The sequence below is a fragment of the Candidatus Pantoea multigeneris genome (assembly GCF_011752615.1).
Classification (GTDB): domain Bacteria; phylum Pseudomonadota; class Gammaproteobacteria; order Enterobacterales; family Enterobacteriaceae; genus Pantoea; species Pantoea multigeneris.
The window spans coordinates 134,041-150,074 of the sequence record NZ_VWXF01000007.1 but is presented as its reverse complement, the minus strand read 5'-3'; the positions used below and the strand labels follow the sequence as shown (position 1 = coordinate 150,074).

The 16,034-nt window shown below is 54.5% G+C and carries 14 protein-coding genes; 3 read left to right on the top strand and 11 right to left on the bottom strand.

What is annotated here, in order from left to right; all coding sequences use genetic code 11:
* Nucleotides 1-108: 108 nt before the first annotated feature.
* The 9 genes from ptrA to rppH form a co-directional block, all read right to left on the bottom strand.
* Nucleotides 109-2,997: a pitrilysin gene (ptrA, locus tag F3J40_RS16690; protein WP_167016373.1), complete on the bottom strand. Its 2,889-nt coding sequence runs from the start codon at nucleotides 2,995-2,997 to the stop codon at nucleotides 109-111.
* A gap of 153 nt (nucleotides 2,998-3,150) precedes the next feature.
* Nucleotides 3,151-3,453: a prepilin-type N-terminal cleavage/methylation domain-containing protein gene (locus F3J40_RS16685; protein ID WP_167016371.1), complete on the bottom strand. Its 303-nt coding sequence runs from the start codon at nucleotides 3,451-3,453 to the stop codon at nucleotides 3,151-3,153.
* The gene (locus tag F3J40_RS16680) at nucleotides 3,443-3,853 is read right to left on the bottom strand and encodes a DUF2509 family protein (RefSeq protein WP_167016369.1); all 411 of its coding nucleotides are present in this window, start codon (nucleotides 3,851-3,853) and stop codon (nucleotides 3,443-3,445) included. The genes F3J40_RS16685 and F3J40_RS16680 overlap by 11 nt, the downstream gene beginning before the upstream one ends.
* A complete protein-coding gene (locus F3J40_RS16675) occupies nucleotides 3,850-4,383 on the bottom strand; it encodes a prepilin peptidase-dependent protein (protein ID WP_167016367.1) in 534 nt (177 codons plus the stop codon). The genes F3J40_RS16680 and F3J40_RS16675 overlap by 4 nt, the downstream gene beginning before the upstream one ends.
* Nucleotides 4,380-4,922, bottom strand: a complete 543-nt coding sequence (locus F3J40_RS16670; RefSeq protein WP_369410950.1) for a prepilin peptidase-dependent protein — start codon at nucleotides 4,920-4,922, stop codon at nucleotides 4,380-4,382. Before F3J40_RS16670 ends, F3J40_RS16675 begins: the two co-directional genes overlap by 4 nt.
* 113 nt (nucleotides 4,923-5,035) lie before the next feature.
* The gene (thyA, locus tag F3J40_RS16665) at nucleotides 5,036-5,830 is read right to left on the bottom strand and encodes a thymidylate synthase (RefSeq protein WP_017349247.1); all 795 of its coding nucleotides are present in this window, start codon (nucleotides 5,828-5,830) and stop codon (nucleotides 5,036-5,038) included.
* The gene (gene lgt / locus F3J40_RS16660) at nucleotides 5,830-6,711 is read right to left on the bottom strand and encodes a prolipoprotein diacylglyceryl transferase (protein ID WP_167016363.1); all 882 of its coding nucleotides are present in this window, start codon (nucleotides 6,709-6,711) and stop codon (nucleotides 5,830-5,832) included. The genes thyA and lgt overlap by 1 nt, the downstream gene beginning before the upstream one ends.
* A 111-nt stretch (nucleotides 6,712-6,822) precedes the next feature.
* Nucleotides 6,823-9,069 (bottom strand): phosphoenolpyruvate--protein phosphotransferase, encoded by a 2,247-nt coding sequence (gene ptsP / locus F3J40_RS16655; RefSeq protein WP_167016361.1) that lies wholly within the window; start codon nucleotides 9,067-9,069, stop codon nucleotides 6,823-6,825.
* A 12-nt stretch (nucleotides 9,070-9,081) separates the two neighbouring features.
* Complete coding sequence (gene rppH, locus F3J40_RS16650) at nucleotides 9,082-9,609, bottom strand: RNA pyrophosphohydrolase (protein WP_017349250.1); 528 nt, start codon at nucleotides 9,607-9,609, stop codon at nucleotides 9,082-9,084.
* Nucleotides 9,610-10,294: 685 nt separating this feature from the next.
* On the opposite strand from rppH, the gene mutH reads away from it, so the two are divergent.
* The 3 genes from mutH to F3J40_RS16635 all read left to right on the top strand — a co-directional run bounded on the left by mutH (nucleotide 10,295) and on the right by F3J40_RS16635 (nucleotide 12,498).
* On the top strand, nucleotides 10,295-10,972 hold the full coding sequence (gene mutH / locus F3J40_RS16645) for a DNA mismatch repair endonuclease MutH (protein ID WP_017349251.1): 678 nt from the start codon (nucleotides 10,295-10,297) through the stop codon (nucleotides 10,970-10,972).
* Between the two features lie 128 nt (nucleotides 10,973-11,100).
* On the top strand, nucleotides 11,101-11,319 hold the full coding sequence (locus tag F3J40_RS16640) for a YgdI/YgdR family lipoprotein (protein WP_017349252.1): 219 nt from the start codon (nucleotides 11,101-11,103) through the stop codon (nucleotides 11,317-11,319).
* Between the two features lie 138 nt (nucleotides 11,320-11,457).
* A complete protein-coding gene (locus F3J40_RS16635) occupies nucleotides 11,458-12,498 on the top strand; it encodes an NADP(H)-dependent aldo-keto reductase (protein WP_167016359.1) in 1,041 nt (346 codons plus the stop codon).
* 75 nt (nucleotides 12,499-12,573) lie between these two features.
* Here F3J40_RS16635 and lplT read toward each other — a convergent pair whose 3' ends face one another.
* Together lplT and aas are read right to left on the bottom strand one after the other, a co-directional pair.
* Complete coding sequence (gene lplT / locus F3J40_RS16630) at nucleotides 12,574-13,761, bottom strand: lysophospholipid transporter LplT (RefSeq protein WP_167016357.1); 1,188 nt, start codon at nucleotides 13,759-13,761, stop codon at nucleotides 12,574-12,576.
* Nucleotides 13,758-15,908 carry a bifunctional acyl-ACP--phospholipid O-acyltransferase/long-chain-fatty-acid--ACP ligase gene (aas, locus tag F3J40_RS16625; protein ID WP_167016355.1) on the bottom strand — a complete coding sequence of 717 codons (2,151 nt, stop codon included), beginning with the start codon at nucleotides 15,906-15,908 and terminating at the stop codon, nucleotides 13,758-13,760. The genes lplT and aas overlap by 4 nt, the downstream gene beginning before the upstream one ends.
* Nucleotides 15,909-16,034: the final 126 nt, after the last annotated feature.

Genomic DNA, 16,034 nt, shown 5'->3' with positions numbered 1-16,034 from the left:
AGCATGCAGTAGCTGTACGGCCGGCACTCAGGCCATGTGTACCCGTGACTGCTCAAGGCATCAATGAAAAATGCCCCTCACTGTTGAGGGGCTTTTTTTGTGCTCTGTTTACTGCACTCCGCTCTGCAACGGTAGAGACTTTTGCAGATTCGTCACCGACTGCCAGGTTTTCCACCCCGGCTGATGCGCATACTCGGTGGTGGATGCATTGCCAGAGATTTGCGATGTTATCGCCATCCCCTCTTGTTTCATCACCGCCTGATTAAAGAAGTTAGCCAGGGAAACCGGCGTCAGCTTCTCGATTTGCGCAATCACTTTCTGCCGGGTATCAAACTGGTAGTTCTGACGAGTGAAGTCGCGACTGTAGCGCCCCGCTTCTTCATCCAGGGTTTGCGGCCGCTGGCTCAGGTCGTTAATCATCGCCTGCTGGTACTGTGCAAAGTCGCTCTGCTTCATCTCGCGCAGACGTTTTTCTGCCTGCGGATAGAAAGCCTGATAGCGTTTCAGCAGATAGGCCGGTTGCTGCGTATTACTTTGCAACAGGAAACCAATCCCCCACTGTCTGCCTACTGGCATCTGGAAAGCAAAAACGGCATAACCTAACTGTTCCTGAGTACGTAACTGGCTGTAGAACCACGGCTGAACAATCTGGCTTAACAGGGTACTGTTGGCCATACTCTGGTATTCACTGTAGCCCAGCGGAATGTACAGTGCCGCCAGCGCGGAGTCCGTGCTACTGCCTGCTTTCTCCAGATTGGCTTTTACCGGATGTTTAAACGCCACGTACCGACTGTGCCAGTTCGCGTCTTGCTGGATCGCCAACTGTTGCGTCAGCGAGTGGCCGAGTTTTTCGACCTCTGCGGCACTGAGATTTCCCACCACCATCATTTCCGGCGTGGCATCACGGAGTAGGCTGTCACGGTAGGCCATAACCTGTTGCAGGGTCATGCTTTTTACCAGCTGACGCCGCGTATCACGTTGGGTATAGGGCACCTGAGAAACCAGTTGCAGCGGTTCAACCGCTTGTTCGTAGGCTTTGCCTTTGTCGGCGGCAGCCAACCGCTCCAGATACCAGGACTTAGCCTGCTCAAGCTGCGTTTCATTCGGCGTAAAGCTGGCATAGCCTTCAATCAGTTTCTGGAACAGCGCAGGTAAGCGCTGCGTAAAGCCACTGGCATTAAACACCAACCCTTCATCTTCGCTGGTCGAGAAGCTAATCCCTCCCACCGAGGCCTGAGAGCTAAGCTGGTCCAGCGCCAAGCCCGACAAATAGTCATTCAGCCCAAACAGCACCTGCTGTTGTGCATCACTGATAGCCCCTTTGTTACGCAGGGCCAGCGTAATAGTTGCTTTGGGTTCACTGGCATAATACTGACTTGGCATCCAGTAGAGCCGGATAGGATCGTTGCTTTTCAGCCGTTCAGGGTGGGCATATTTTTTGCCGTCCTGTGGAATCAGGCTGAAATCGTCCGGGATATAGGGATTCAGCTCCGGCAAAGAGAGAGTGATTTGGCTGGCACGCTGCTGCCAGTCGGTAAAGGTGGCAGCGGAAATACGGTCAACCTCATACGGCGCATGAACAAAATAGGCCTCTTTGTTGTGCGGTTCATCCGGGCTGATGTACCAGAGACGCACGTTCTGCGGCGTCAGTTCCGCCAGGCGACTCTGAATAGCCGCGGGGTCCCACTGGTCTGCCAAGTAGGGAGCATCGAGGGTGTGGGCGATTGGCGTACGAAGCATGGTATCTGCCAGCCACGAAATATAGTCCATATCGCGCGTAATAGAGGGATAGCGGAAATCCAGCGCCAGCACATGGGAAACTTCATCAAAATAGTGCCGGTCAATCCCCTGCTGCTGTAACAGATGCAGGTAGCTGAAAATGGCCGCCACCACTTCATCCCGTTGCGCCAGACCTTTATCCGTCAACGAAACCGAGATAGCAAACACACCGCTGCTGCGGTTGGTCATCGGATCGGCACCGGCATTGATACCATCCGCCAGTCCCTGCTTTTGCAGCCAGTCTGACAGCGTATTTTTACTGCGATTACCAATCAGGTAGCTAATCAGCGTATCGGTTTTACTGCGGAAACGGTCGCTGTCATTCGCAATACGAAACTCCAGTCGTAGCTGCTTACGCGGCTGGGCTGGCACATAGTGAATGATGATGCCTTTCTGCGCATCGGTCACCACTGGCACGGTAATCGCAGGCACGGTGGCATTGTGATTAGGCACACGACCAAAGGTTTGTACCGCAATGGCGGCCATTTCTGGCAGTGGCATGTTACTGTAAATCACCGCTTTCATCAGGTTGGCGGAGTAGTGCTGATGATAAAAATCCACTAAAGCCTGATGCAGATTACTGCCCGGTTTATCGCTCAGCGTCTCTAAGTTCCCCCCGGAATACCGGGAACCTGGGTGGGCAGGATTGAGGGTTTCAGCACCGACCTGCGCCATACGCAGCCCGTCGCGCGAGCGCGCCATGGTCAGTTCGGCATTCACCGCATTGCGTTCTTTATCCGCATTGGCGGGATCGAGCAGCGGTTCAGCAATGGCATCGGCCAGCCTGTCGACTGCCGGCAGTAGCGCATCATTTTCTACTTCAAGGTAAAAAGCGGTGCGATAGGATGCCGTGCTGGCATTGTGGCTCCCGCCATGTTTCTTGAGGAACTCCGAAAAGTTTTCCGGCTCTGGATAGCGTTTTGATCCCATCAGGATCATATGTTCGAGGTAGTGGGCCAGGCCCAGTTGCTGATCGGGGTCGTCCAGCGAGCCAATGGGTAGAGTGAGAGCCGCCAGCGCTTTCTGCGCCTCACTGTCAGAAACCAGCAGTACCGTCATACCGTTATCCAGCGTTATCGCCTGATACTGCCGGGGATCTTTCTCACTTTTGTGGATGATTTCATTCACAGGCTGCCAGCCTGCATCGTTTTGTGCTTGCGCACCGATCGCCGTCAGGCTCAGCACTATCGCTACCAGCCAGCTTGCGTATTTATGCATCTAATCACCTTTTCTTCTCTCTAACGGTAGCCGCTGGCGCATCCTGTGCACCTTATATTCAGCAACCGTCCTACTGCCTGCTATGCATCATCTTCACTCACTCACCGCCCTTGGTATTGGCGATGAGCAACCCAATCACTCTACCTTGTCTCCTCAGGGATCGGAACAACGCAGCCACGTCAGCGTGCTTTCACGTTGCATTCCTCCCGACACGGTCACAGTTTCCCGCCGACAGGGGGCATAACCCGGCTCCGTCACCACGTGGCTGCGCCAGCCTGCCGTTTCATGGCCCAGTAGACGATCTGCGGCTACCTGCCCTGCTTCGCGCTGAAGGCGTTGCTGCACAAACCCCTGGCTAAGCGCGCGGTGGTATCCCAGTAACGCACTGACGCTTAGCGCCATCAGCAACAGGGCAAACAGCAATTCGGGTAAGCTAAAACCACGTTCACTGCGCATCCGGTTCACACCCCTGGCTTAGCGGGCAGAAATCAATCCAGCCGTGCGGTAAACGGCTAATTTTTCCCTGTTGCCAACTGACCCAACGCCACAACTGCAACTCACTGTCCACGCCTCGGCCTTGCAGCAAAAACCGCTGGTCTTTCACAGAGCGCAGGCAGCTTTGCCAGCCCGCAGTTGTGTCTTGCTGGCATACCCAGCCTACGCTCTGCGGCCAGGTAAGATGCTCTGCCCATGCCAGCGCGGACTGCGCTTGCCAAAAGGCCGCTATCCGCTGGCGGTCATCCACGACGGTAGACATCCCCTGCTCCAGTAATAACCGGCTAAAATGCAAAGTTCCTGCGCCCATCAGCAACACCATCATGACCATCATCAGGGCACTGCTGCCTTGTTGCTTCACAGGTTTTCCCTCAGCACCCAGCGTTGTGCCGTGACCTGCTGCTGTCCTGACTGAAGCGTCAGGGATAAGTGAACTTGCGCCCCCCTCTGCTCGGCACCAAACGCCTGCACCGTCATGAAAGCGGGGTCGGTAACACGCTCCCAGCCGCTACCCTGACACTGTGAGACACCACGTTGCGCCTCAAGTTGCTGCTGACGCAACCGCCAGCCAAAATAGTCACTCGCGCTATGCTGTGGCCCTTCCCAACGACCGTTGCTGTTGTCATCCCAGCGCAATAAGAGACAGCGGCCACTGTCCGCGATGGTTAACGCAGGACCGCTACAATCACCATTGCAGTAACCCGATCGCCGTACCGCCTTTTCCAGCGCCAGCAGGAGCAGCTGTGCTTCCTGATAAAGCAGCGCCCGCTGAACCATGCGCGCATTCTCCTGCAATAACAGCGGTAAAAAGCGTCCGGCAGCCAGCAATAAAATCGCGCTGAGTGCCAGAGCGACCAGGACTTCAGCGAGCGTGAATCCACCCTGTTTCATTCGCAGCCCGCCTCTTTCGGTTGGCACAGCCTTACGCGCCCCCGCACTGAAATCACGACCCGTACCCGCCCGGCTGGGTTACTGAGTTCGATGTGGCCTGCTTTGGCCGTATCGCGCAGCCCATAAAAACCGGGTTCACCCCGTAGAGACTCAAGCCGAATGTCGTTAAAAGCCGGGAGAAAATGGTGACGTGAGGGCTGATGGCATCCCTGTTGCCTGGCACCGACGCCAATGCACCAGAGGGTTCCAGGTTCGCTCCAAACGGTCAGATCCCGATTGAGTGCGTTGGCTTCCGCGCGCAGGCGCAGCAGCCAGGCCTGTAGCTGCTGGGCGGTTTGTTTGAGCTGCTGCTGTTGCTGCCAACGCTGCCAGCCGTGCATCCCGCTGGTGCTGAGAACAGCAATGATGGCGACCACAACCAGCAGTTCCAGTAAGGTAAATCCCTGATGTGTATTTTTCATGCAGGAAGCATGACAGGAGGCCATTTTCCAGACCAGAGACGTTACACCGGCGCGGAAGCGGGTTAACAAAGTTTCCACGTCCTTGCGCAGCAATTGCCCCGCACCTGGGAGCGGCTTCGCAGCAACCCTCAGGCAACAGGCAAAAAAAAACGCCCCACAAAGGGACGTTTTCACTGACTGGCGAGAGACCGTTAAATCGCAACCGGTGCCTTGATGGCTGGATGCGGATCGTAACCTTCAATCTCAAAGTCTTCAAAACGGTAATCAAACAGCGAAGCGGGTTTGCGTTTAATCACCAGTTTTGGCAGCGGACGCGGCTCACGCGTTAATTGCAGCTGCGTCTGTTCCATGTGGTTGTTGTAGAGGTGTGTATCCCCTCCCGTCCAGACGAAATCACCCACTTCCAGCGAGCACTGCTGTGCCACCATATGCACCAGCAACGCATAACTGGCGATGTTAAACGGCAAGCCGAGGAACACATCGCACGAACGCTGATAAAGCTGGCAAGAGAGTTTGCCATCGGCAACGTAGAACTGGAAAAACGCATGGCAAGGTGCCAGCGCCATCTGATCCAACTCACCTACGTTCCACGCGGAAACAATAATTCGGCGCGAATCCGGGTCACTTTTCAGTTGCTCAATCACCCGGCTCAACTGGTCGATTTTCTCGCCGTCAGGCGCGCCCCAGCTTCGCCACTGCTTGCCATACACCGGACCTAAATCACCGTTCTCGTCCGCCCACTCATCCCAAATCGTGACCTTGTTCTCTTTCAGGTAACCGATGTTGGTTTCACCGTTCAGGAACCACAGCAGCTCATGAATAATCGAGCGTACGTGACACTTTTTGGTGGTGACCAGCGGAAAACCTTCTTGCAGGTTAAAACGCATCTGGTAGCCGAAAACGGAGAGCGTACCGGTGCCGGTACGGTCTGATTTTTGCGTGCCCTGCGCCAGTACATGGCGCATCAGGTCTTGATACTGCTTCATTATTTCACTTCTCCGGTACGCTTCTGCCCGTGACGCCAGTAGGCCCAGACAATCATCAGCAGGCCAATGATAATCATTGGTGTGGACAGGATCTGCCCCATGCTGATACCACCAGGGTAGAGGCCGAGCTGCGCATCAGGCTGGCGGAAGAACTCAATCACAAAGCGGAAGATGCCGTAGCACATCAGGAACAGGCCTGATACCGCCCCCATAGGGCGCGCTTTGCGAATGAACAAATTCAGGATGATAAACAGCACCACACCTTCCAGTGCCAGCTCATAGAGCTGTGAAGGATGGCGCGGCAGAACCCCATAAGTATCCAGCAGGCTCTGCCATTCTGGATGCGTTGGGATCAGCGCTAAATCTTCGCTACGAGAGCCAGGGAACAGCATCGCCCATGGGAGTTTCGGATCAACCCGGCCCCACAGCTCACCGTTGATAAAGTTGCCGAGACGACCCGCACCCAGACCAAATGGGATCAATGGGGCGATGAAATCTGAAACCTGGAAGAAAGTACGTTTAGTGCGACGGGCAAAGATCAACATCACCACGATCACGCCAATCAAGCCACCGTGGAACGACATACCGCCATCCCAGACCTTGAACAGATACAGCGGGTTGGCCAAAAAGAGTGGCAAGTTGTAGAACAGCACATAGCCGATACGTCCACCAAGGAAAACCCCGAGGAAACCGGCATACAGCAGATTTTCAACTTCCTCTTTTTTCCAGCCGCTACCCGGTTGGTTAGCACGGCGAACCGCCAGCCACATGGCGAATACAAAGCCCACCAGATACATCAAACCGTACCAGTGGAGAGAGATCGGACCGATGGAGAAAATTACCGGATCGAACTGAGGAAACTGAATATAGCCGTTAGTCATCTTTCACCATTCAATTTTCTGCCCTGAAAAAAGGGAACTGTCGCTGGGGATGTTAAAGGCTGCGCATAATAGCACAGCCTAATTACGCTGACTGCGCGGAATGTGTAACGGTCAACGACCACCGCGGATCAAACCGCCGAGGCCACGCCGCTCCATAAAGGCAGACACCAGATGGCGTACTTCCGACGCCGTATTGGCCTCTCTGCACTGCCGGTTGAGCTTTTCTGCCTCCGCGCGATCGAGATGGCGCAGCAGGTATTTTACACGCGGAACGTTTTTGCCGTTCATGCTCAGATGGTAATACCCCATACCGATGAGTATCGCTACACACATTGGGTCACCGGCCATTTCACCGCACAGGCAGAGTTGCAAACCTGCACGTTGCGCATCCTGAGCAATGCCATGTAATGCGCGCAGCATCGCGGGGTGCAGCGGATCATACAGGTTCGCTACGCGGGTGTTATTGCGATCAACCGCCAGTAGATACTGGGTGAGGTCGTTAGAGCCTACCGAAATAAAATCAACCCGATCCGCCAGATGAGAGATCATGTAGAGCATCGAAGGCACTTCGATCATCACGCCAATCTGCGGCTTAGGAATGATATATCCCAGCATGTCTTCGACTTCACGCGCAGCACGATCAATCAGACGCTTTGCATCATCAATTTCGTCGATTTGGCTGATCATCGGCAGCAAAATGCTGAGATTCCCGCTGGCTACGTTGGCACGCAACATGGCGCGAACCTGCACGAGGAAAATCTCGGGCTGGTCGAGGGTTAAACGAATACCACGCCAGCCGAGGCTGGGGTTTTCTTCGCTGATCGGCATGTACGGCAGTTGCTTATCGGCACCGATATCCAGTGTACGCAGCGTCACCGGTTTTTTGTGGAACAGTTGCAGCATGCCCTGATACTGCGCCACCTGCTCCTCTTCAGAAGGGAAGCCATTTTGCAGCATAAACGGGATTTCGGTGCGATACAGCCCGATACCATCGACCCAGTTATCCAGCGTCTGCTCATGCTCCGGGCTTAATCCGGCATTCAGCATCACCGTGACCATCTCGCCGCTTTTCAGGGCACCGGGCTGTTCTACTACGCCTTCCGCCATCTTGCTCAGCGCGTTTTCTTCGCTGATCAGACGCTGATACTCCTGCACCAATACGGTTTCAGGATCGATCAGCAACTCGCCACGATAGCCATCCACAATCAGCAGACGCTTATTCAAATGACTCGGCTGAATATCCGCGCCCATGACGGTAGGAATGCCCATGGCACGGGTCAGGATAGCGGCATGGGAGTTTGAAGCACCATCACGCACCACGATGCCCGCTAAGCGCTCATGGGGAAGCTCCGCCAACGTGGTGGCCGTCAGTTCATCGGCGACCAGCACAAAACGTTCTGGCCAGGCATTGGTGCCGACCAGCGTATCATCGAGGTGAAACAGCAAACGCTGCCCCAGTACACGCAGATCGCCTGCACGTTCACGCAGATAGGTGTCTTGCAGGCTGGCAAACTGGGCAGCGAATTTTTCAATAACGGTTTTGACGGCCCACTCGGCAACGGATCCGCGCTCAATCTCAGCCAGCAGATCTTTCTTCAGACGCGCATCACTGAGCAGGTGGGAATAAAGATCAAAAATCGCGGCGCTCTCTTTCTGCACGCTGGCAGAAAAGCGCTTACTGAAACGACGGAACTCTGCGCCCGCTTCACTCATGGCGAGCGCGAGGCGCTCACGTTCACGCTGCACATCCAGCGTTGAGGCGGCAGTAACCTGATCGAGCAAGGGTTGTGTTTCATCCACCCAACCCGGTGCCACCGCTACGCCAGGCGCAGCGGCGATCGCTTTCACGCGCGTCTGACGGAATTGACCAAATAGCTGGCCCAGCTGTGATTGTGACAACAGTCCGGCCATTTGCGTGGCCAGCGTGACCAGAAACGACTCTTCGCTTTCGTCAAACTGGCGGTGTTCACGCTGCTGAACCACCAGCACGCCCAGTAGCTGGCGGCGGCTGATAATGGGAACACCGAGAAACGAGCGGTAACGCTCTTCTTTTACCGAGGGAATATATTTAAAGCTGGGGTGACTTTGCGCATCAGCCAGGTTTATCGGCTCCGCTAATCGCCCGACTAGCCCGACGATACCTTCATCAAATGCAAGCGTGATCGTGCGCCCGCGCGGCTTTTTTAGGCCGCGCGTCGCCATCAGGTAGTAGCAGCGTCGATCGTGATCGGCGAGGTAAACAGAGCAGACTTCGGTTTCCATCGCCAGACAGATTTCGCTGACCAGCAGGTCGAGTGCTTCATTCAGACGCGGAGCACTCGCGACTTTTTCGACGATTTCGCGTAACTGAGTAAGCATAAGTGGTGCGGACTATCCCCTTTTGCGTCGTTGAGCGGCGTTGTTACGCTGCCCGGAGCTCTCCTGCATAGACATCACCACGCCAGCGAATTCCTTCATCACGCGGCGATAAACATCGCGTTTAAAGGAGACAACCTGACGGACTGGATACCAGAAGCTCACCCAACGCCAGCCATCGAACTCCGGCGTACTGCTGTGCTGCACATTAATATCCGCGTCGCTGCCCATCAACTGCAGAAGATACCACTTTTGTTTTTGGCCAATACAAACCGGTTTTGTGTCCCAACGCACCAAACGTTTTGGCAACTTGTAGCGTAACCAGTTACGGGTAGAAGCAAGTATTCGAACATCTTTGCGATGAAGTCCCACCTCTTCGAACAGCTCTCGATACATCGCCTGTTCGGTAGATTCACCGGGATTGATGCCTCCCTGGGGAAACTGCCAGGAGTGCTGTCCAAAGCGTCTGGCCCACAACACTTGTCCTTGCCGATTACAAATTACGATACCAACATTCGGGCGGTAGCCATCATCATCGATCACCAGACTACCTCAAAGCAAAATTTGAATAGGATGATTGTTTCACACTCCTCACAGGCGGTAAACCACTGCTTAACAGCGGGTATAGCGGAACAACATGGCAATAACTCACAGAGTTGGCCTTAGTTATAAACAGAGAGGGATCAAAAAACGCGATCTTATTCACGTTTTCTGTGGATAGCTTTGTGCAGAACACGGGAATTAACTGAATAACAGCCTGATTTCAGCGTGTGGACAACAAAAACTCATGGCGGAATTATAAATGATAATCAGTGATTTAACCAAGGATCAGCCACCGGTCATTTACCCCATTCCCCCTCGGGTTTACAGCACATACGGTGATTGGCTAAAGATCCACCACCGGCGTTTTTATCCACAGATAATGCACTAACTCCAGGCACGATCGGTGAAAAACTGGGATAAAAAGGGAAAGTCAAGGCTGTAAATGAAAACAGTAGCCACTATGGCTGTGGCTTATCCCACCTTTCTGTGGATAACTTAGTTTAAGATCCTGTTCATTAATCCGGGCAAGCTGGGATAACCTGCGGTTGCGCAAAATTCAAACGGCGAAGACATGCTAAAAAGCCATGCTGAATCATGCTATTATCCGATCGGCGGCGAAAAATTTGCTGTGGAAAAGATCGCCACCTTCTAATCTGTACGTTTTTCACCCACCCGAGCTATTACGATGATCCTGCCGCAATTACCACCAGAAAATGAAGCTGAACTGATGGCCAGAGCACAGGCCGTTGCGGGGCTGACGTTAGCCGATGCCGCCGCACAAATTGGCCTCGCTATTCCGGCCAATTTACAGCGAGCTAAAGGCTGGGTGGGCACATTGCTGGAACTGCATCTGGGGGCCAGTGCGGGGAGTAAAGCCGAACAGGATTTTGCCCACCTCGGGATCGAGCTCAAAACCATTCCCGTGGATAGCCGTGGTAAGCCGCTGGAGACCACCTTTGTCTGCGTAGCGCCGCTCACCGGCAACAGCGGTGTCACCTGGCAAAGTAGCCATCTGCGGCATAAGCTTGCGCGGGTGTTGTGGATACCGGTTGAAGGTGAACGCACGATTCCGCTGGCTGAACGCCGGATCGGTGCGCCTCTGCTGTGGACACCGAGCGCAGAAGAAGACGCGATGTTGCGCCATGACTGGGAAGAGCTGATGGATATGATTGTGCTCGGCCAGGTTGAGCGCATCACTGCACGCCACGGTGAGTGGCTGCAAATACGGCCTAAGGCGGCCAACAATAAGGCACTAACCCAGGCGATCGGAGAAAATGGTCAGCCGATTATGACGCTGCCCCGCGGCTTCTATTTGAAGAAGAGTTTCACCGGACCTCTGCTGGCTCGTCACTTTCTGATTTGATCCTGCCAGCAATTTGTCAAGCAAGTTAAAACGGCTTTTGCATTTTTCAGATTGATGCAATAGCACTGTCATCAGAAGGATCTGATACTACACTTTTGCTAGTGTAGTCGCATATAGGGAGCGAAACGATGAAATTTCTGGCAGGGGTTGGCGTATTGCTGGCCGCAACGGTCATGCTGAGTGGTTGTAGTAGCGATTATGTCATGGCAACCAAAGATGGCCGTATGATTTTGACGTCAGGTAAGCCAAACATCGATAAAGACACCGGGCTGGTCTCTTATACCGATCAAAGCGGTAATAAGATGCAGATCAACGGCGACGATATCTCAACGATGATTGAACGTTAAGTGCTGAATTGACCCGCCTGCTGTGATTTCGCTTCCAGCAGGCAATTTCCCTGTATTTCCCCCTTCCTTCCCGCTTGTTTACCGCGTTATAGTCCCAGGTGAGACACCATTCCATTCCATGAAAAAAGGAAGCCGGCAATGCATTATCACCGTATCCCCCACAGTACACTGGAAGTTAGCCAACTGGGGTTAGGCACCATGACATTTGGTGAGCAAAACAGCGAAGCCGATGCTCATGCGCAACTGGATTATGCCGTTAGCCGTGGTATCAATCTGATTGATACCGCAGAGATGTATCCGGTGCCGCCGCGCCCAGAAACACAGGGACTCACAGAAAAATATATCGGCAGTTGGCTGAAATCACGCGGTAACCGCGACAAAGTGATTCTCGCCAGCAAGGTCGCCGGTCCGGTGAGAGGTAATGATGCGTTTATCCGTCCTGGGCAAGCGTTAGATCGTAAAAACATTCGTGAAGCGCTGGATGCCAGCCTGAAGCGCCTCAATACCGATTATCTCGATCTCTACCAACTGCACTGGCCGCAGCGTCAGACCAATTTCTTCGGCAAGCTCGGCTATCAATATGGCGAAGGCGCGGTTCCCGTCACCTTGCTGGAAACCCTGGAAGCCTTAACCGAACAGGTGCGCGCGGGGAAAATTCGCTACATTGGCGTATCGAATGAAACGCCCTGGGGCGTCATGCGTTATCTGCAACTGGCAGAGAAACATGAACTGCCGCGTATCGTCTCCATTCAAAACCCTTACAGCCTGCTGAACCGCAGTTTTGAAGTCGGCCTGGCGGAAATCAGCCAGCACGAAGGCGTTGAGCTGTTGGCTTACTCCAGCCTCGCGTTTGGGACGTTGAGCGGCAAATACCTCAATGGTGCCCAGCCTGCTGGCGCACGTAATACTCTGTTCAGCCGCTTTACCCGCTACAGTGGTGAGCAGTCACAGTTGGCGATTGCCGAATATGTCGCGCTCGCGAAAAAACACCAGCTTGATCCTTCGCAACTGGCCCTGGCGTATGTTCGCCAACAGCCGTTTGTTGCCAGCACGCTGCTAGGTGCAACCACGCTGGAGCAGTTAAAAATCAATATCGATAGCTTCGACGTGACGCTGAATGAAGAGGTGTTAGAAGGGATTGAAGCGATCCACCGTCGCTATACGTACCCAGCCCCTTAAAGTAAAAACCCCCAGCCAGTTGGCTGAGGGTGCAAGAAAGACGTCCCACCCTCACCTACAGCGTGAGGGTTTTCTTTAGCGGCCGCGCCACCAGAGTAAGCTAATCGCCAGCGCAAACAGTGCACCAAAGCCAATGCCGAGCGGCACCGGAGGCACACCCAGTTTCACCGCCAGCGTGTACAGCCCCAGCATCACTAACATCGCGATATTTTCAATCAGGTTCTGCACGGCAATCGCATTACCGGCACCCACGGTCTCTTTACCGCGTTCCTGCAACAGGGCATTGAGCGGCACCACGAAGAATCCGCCTAGCGCACCAATCACCATCAAAATCAGATAGGCGTTAGTGAGAGAATGTTGCAGTGCAAACACCACCACCATCACGCCAATCAGCACGCCCGCAGGCATACAACGGCGTACGGTTTGTAACGTCACCAACCGTGCAGCCGCCGCCGCCCCGATCACGATGCCAATCGCCACCATCGCGTTCAGCGTGGTCGGGGTTTTATTATCGCTGATCCCCAACGCCACCGGCACCCACAGCACCAGCAGGAAACGCAACGTCACGCCTGCGCCCCAGAACAGGCTGGTCCCCAGCAGAGAGAAACGGGTTTCGCCACTGCGCCACAGCACGCTGCAAGCCTGCATGAAGCTGCTGAACATGGCTCGGAAGTTCCAACTTTGCCCCGGACGCGCAGCGGAAAGGCGTGGAATCAATAAGTTAGCCACTACCGCTATCCCATAGGTTAGCGCACAGACAATCAGCGCCACTGACAAGTGCCAGTCCGCCAAAATGCCGCCCGCGACCGACCCTAAAAGGATCGCCGCAATGGTAGAGCCTTCCATCATCCCGTTAGCTTTCACCAGCCGGTCACCGTGGGTGATTTCACCGAGGATGCCATACTTCGCCGGTGAATAGGCGGCTGCCCCAATCCCCACTAAGGTGTAGCCGAGGAACGGGCTAAAGCCCGCGCAAATCAGCAGTGCGCCAATCAGCTTCAGGCTGTTGGCGAACATCATTACCCGCCCTTTCGCGAAGCTGTCTGCCATCTGTCCGACAAACGGTGCCAGCAGGATGTAGGTGCCCACAAACATCATCTGCAAGATGGGCTGGCTCCAGTCGGGATAGGTCAGATTTTTCAGCACCGCCAGCGTCACGAACAACAGCGCATTATCACCAAAGGCCGAAAAGAACTGGGCGGTCATCACCGCCAGCATACCGCGCGACAGCAGGGTGTCATTACGCGGTTGAATCACACTCATGCGGCATCCTCTTCAGCCATTTTTTTCAGGGTGACGTAGTCAGGTTTACCACTGCCCAGCAGTGGCAACTGCTTCAGCCAGCGAATATCGCGCGGCAGTGCCAACTCCGGCGCGCCCAGCGCCTGTGCTGCCAGACGCAGTGGTTCACGACTCAGCTCAGCATCCGTGGTGAACAACACCAGTGCTTCACCACGCGCGCCATCCGGACGGATTGACGCAGCATGTTGTTTCTCCGGGGAGGCTTTCAACGCGATTTGCTCGACAATCTCCAGCGAGACCATTTCACCGGCAATTTTGGCGAAGCGTTTTGCGCGTCCCTGAATCTGGCAGAATCCGCCTTCATCAAAGCTGACGATATCGCCGGTGTCATACCAGCCCGCTTCCATCTGCCCTTCGCCGTTATCGGCCAGCGGCACTTCCAGCACGCCTGGATTATCCACCCGCAGGTAGCCTTTCATGATGTTTGGACCGCTCAGTTGCAGCAAACCACCCTGTTCAATCCCCGGTACTGAAATCAACCGTGAATCCATGCCGGGCAAAATTCGGCCAACGGTGTGCGACTTCGCGGCCATTGGCACGTTGATCGCCACCACGGGTGCGCACTCGGTAACGCCATAGCCTTCAAGGATACGAATGCCGTATTTCTCTTGATAGAGCGTGCGCGTATTTTCCTGAAGTTTTTCCGCACCTGCCACCACATAACGCAGACGGGCAAAGTCATACGGGCTGGCAAAACGGGCATAGTTGCCGAGGAAGGTTGAAGTGCCAAACAGTACGGTGCAGTTACGGTCATAGACCAGCTCCGGCACAATGCGGTAGTGCAGCGGGCTGGGGTAGAGAAACACCTGAGCACCGGTTAACAGCGGAGTAAACAGACCCACTGTGAGGCCAAAAGCATGGAACAGCGGCAGCGCCGACATAAAGCGATCGCGCGGGGTGAAATCCGCCACGGTACGAATCTGTTCTACGTTAGCCAGCAAGCTTTTGTGGGAGTGCACCACCCCTTTCGGATTTCCTTCGGAGCCAGAGGTGAACAGCACCATGGCGGCATCTTCCGGCTGCTGAGCCACCATCGCCTGACGCGGCATCAGGAGATGCGTCAGTATCCACAGCTTGTCTTGCAGCGTGACCGTTGATTTCAGATCTTCGAGATAGATCCAGTGCACCTCATTTAGCCCTTCAACCAGATGGCCGAGGTTGCCCTTTTCAATAAACTGGCGTGAGGTGAAGACGGTTTTGATTTGCGCTGCTGTCAGCGCTGCGCGCATCCCGTTCACTCCGGCGGTGTAGTTGAGCATGGCAGGAATACGGCCTCGCATTGAAGCACCAAGGATCGCCGCCGCCGTCACCGTCGTGTTCGGTAACAGCAGACCAATGTATTCGCTATGGCGGCTGTAGCGCTCCAGAATGCGCCCAACGCCCAGGGTTTTTTTCAACAGGCCGTTGTAGCTGTCAGTTTTAAAATTGATATCTTCGATACAAGGCTTGAAAGCGCCATAGCGGGTGCGCGCATTCAGGAAAGCTTCAAACAGGGTTTCCCGTGGACGCACCGCCATCCGGGCTTCCATCATGATGTGATGCAAATGCTCACCGGCTAACTGCCGACGTTCACGCGCCGTTTTTGCTTCCGGCATCGGCAAGGTGGTGGCCGGTAAGACTGTCAGGGTAATACGCGGGAACAGACGACGTTTAAAGACCCCGGCCAGACGACCAAATGGCGTAAATTCCGCGCCCTCAATTCGGACCGGCACTACGCTGGCACCCGATTTGGCTGCCACAAACCCAGCACCGCTGTAGATTTTCATCAGCGAGCCCGTCACGGTAATGCGTCCTTCAGGGAAGATCACCACCGGGCGGCCACTCTCGACCATGCGTACCAGCTTTTTCAGCGACATCGGCTGGGTAGGATCAAGGGGAACAAAGTCGATCAGCGGCTTTAACGCCTGCATGAACCACTTTTCGGAAATCGATGAATAGACGGCAAAAATCGGTTTTACCGGCAGGAACAGCGCCAACAGTACTCCGTCAATAAACGAGACATGGTTGGGGGTGATCAGCACTTTTTCTTTGTGCAGGGCAGGCAGATCGCCGCGCAGTTGAATACGCCATAGCAGGCGGAACATCCAGCGTAGTACTCGAAATAACATGCCAACTCCATAGCACGGGGAAAATGGCCTACAAAGATGCAATATCTCAGCCGTTTCGACAACCGGATTGTGACCGGGAAAGCCGTAAAAACCGGCTCGGATTTAATACTGAAGAGGGATAATCTT

Bases quoted from the DNA above. Each gene is read 5' to 3' on its own strand.
- ptrA (WP_167016373.1), bottom strand. From the start codon at position 2,997: ATGCATAAATACGCAAGCTGGCTGGTAGCGATAGTGCTGAGCCTGACG.
- F3J40_RS16685 (WP_167016371.1), bottom strand. From the start codon at position 3,453: ATGCGCAGTGAACGTGGTTTTAGCTTACCCGAATTGCTGTTTGCCCTG.
- F3J40_RS16675 (WP_167016367.1), bottom strand. From the start codon at position 4,383: ATGAAACAGGGTGGATTCACGCTCGCTGAAGTCCTGGTCGCTCTGGCA.
- thyA (WP_017349247.1), bottom strand. From the start codon at position 5,830: ATGAAGCAGTATCAAGACCTGATGCGCCATGTACTGGCGCAGGGCACG.
- lgt (WP_167016363.1), bottom strand. From the start codon at position 6,711: ATGACTAACGGCTATATTCAGTTTCCTCAGTTCGATCCGGTAATTTTC.
- ptsP (WP_167016361.1), bottom strand. From the start codon at position 9,069: ATGCTTACTCAGTTACGCGAAATCGTCGAAAAAGTCGCGAGTGCTCCG.
- mutH (WP_017349251.1), top strand. From the start codon at position 10,295: ATGATCCTGCCGCAATTACCACCAGAAAATGAAGCTGAACTGATGGCC.
- F3J40_RS16640 (WP_017349252.1), top strand. From the start codon at position 11,101: ATGAAATTTCTGGCAGGGGTTGGCGTATTGCTGGCCGCAACGGTCATG.
- F3J40_RS16635 (WP_167016359.1), top strand. From the start codon at position 11,458: ATGCATTATCACCGTATCCCCCACAGTACACTGGAAGTTAGCCAACTG.
- lplT (WP_167016357.1), bottom strand. From the start codon at position 13,761: ATGAGTGTGATTCAACCGCGTAATGACACCCTGCTGTCGCGCGGTATG.
- aas (WP_167016355.1), bottom strand. From the start codon at position 15,908: ATGTTATTTCGAGTACTACGCTGGATGTTCCGCCTGCTATGGCGTATT.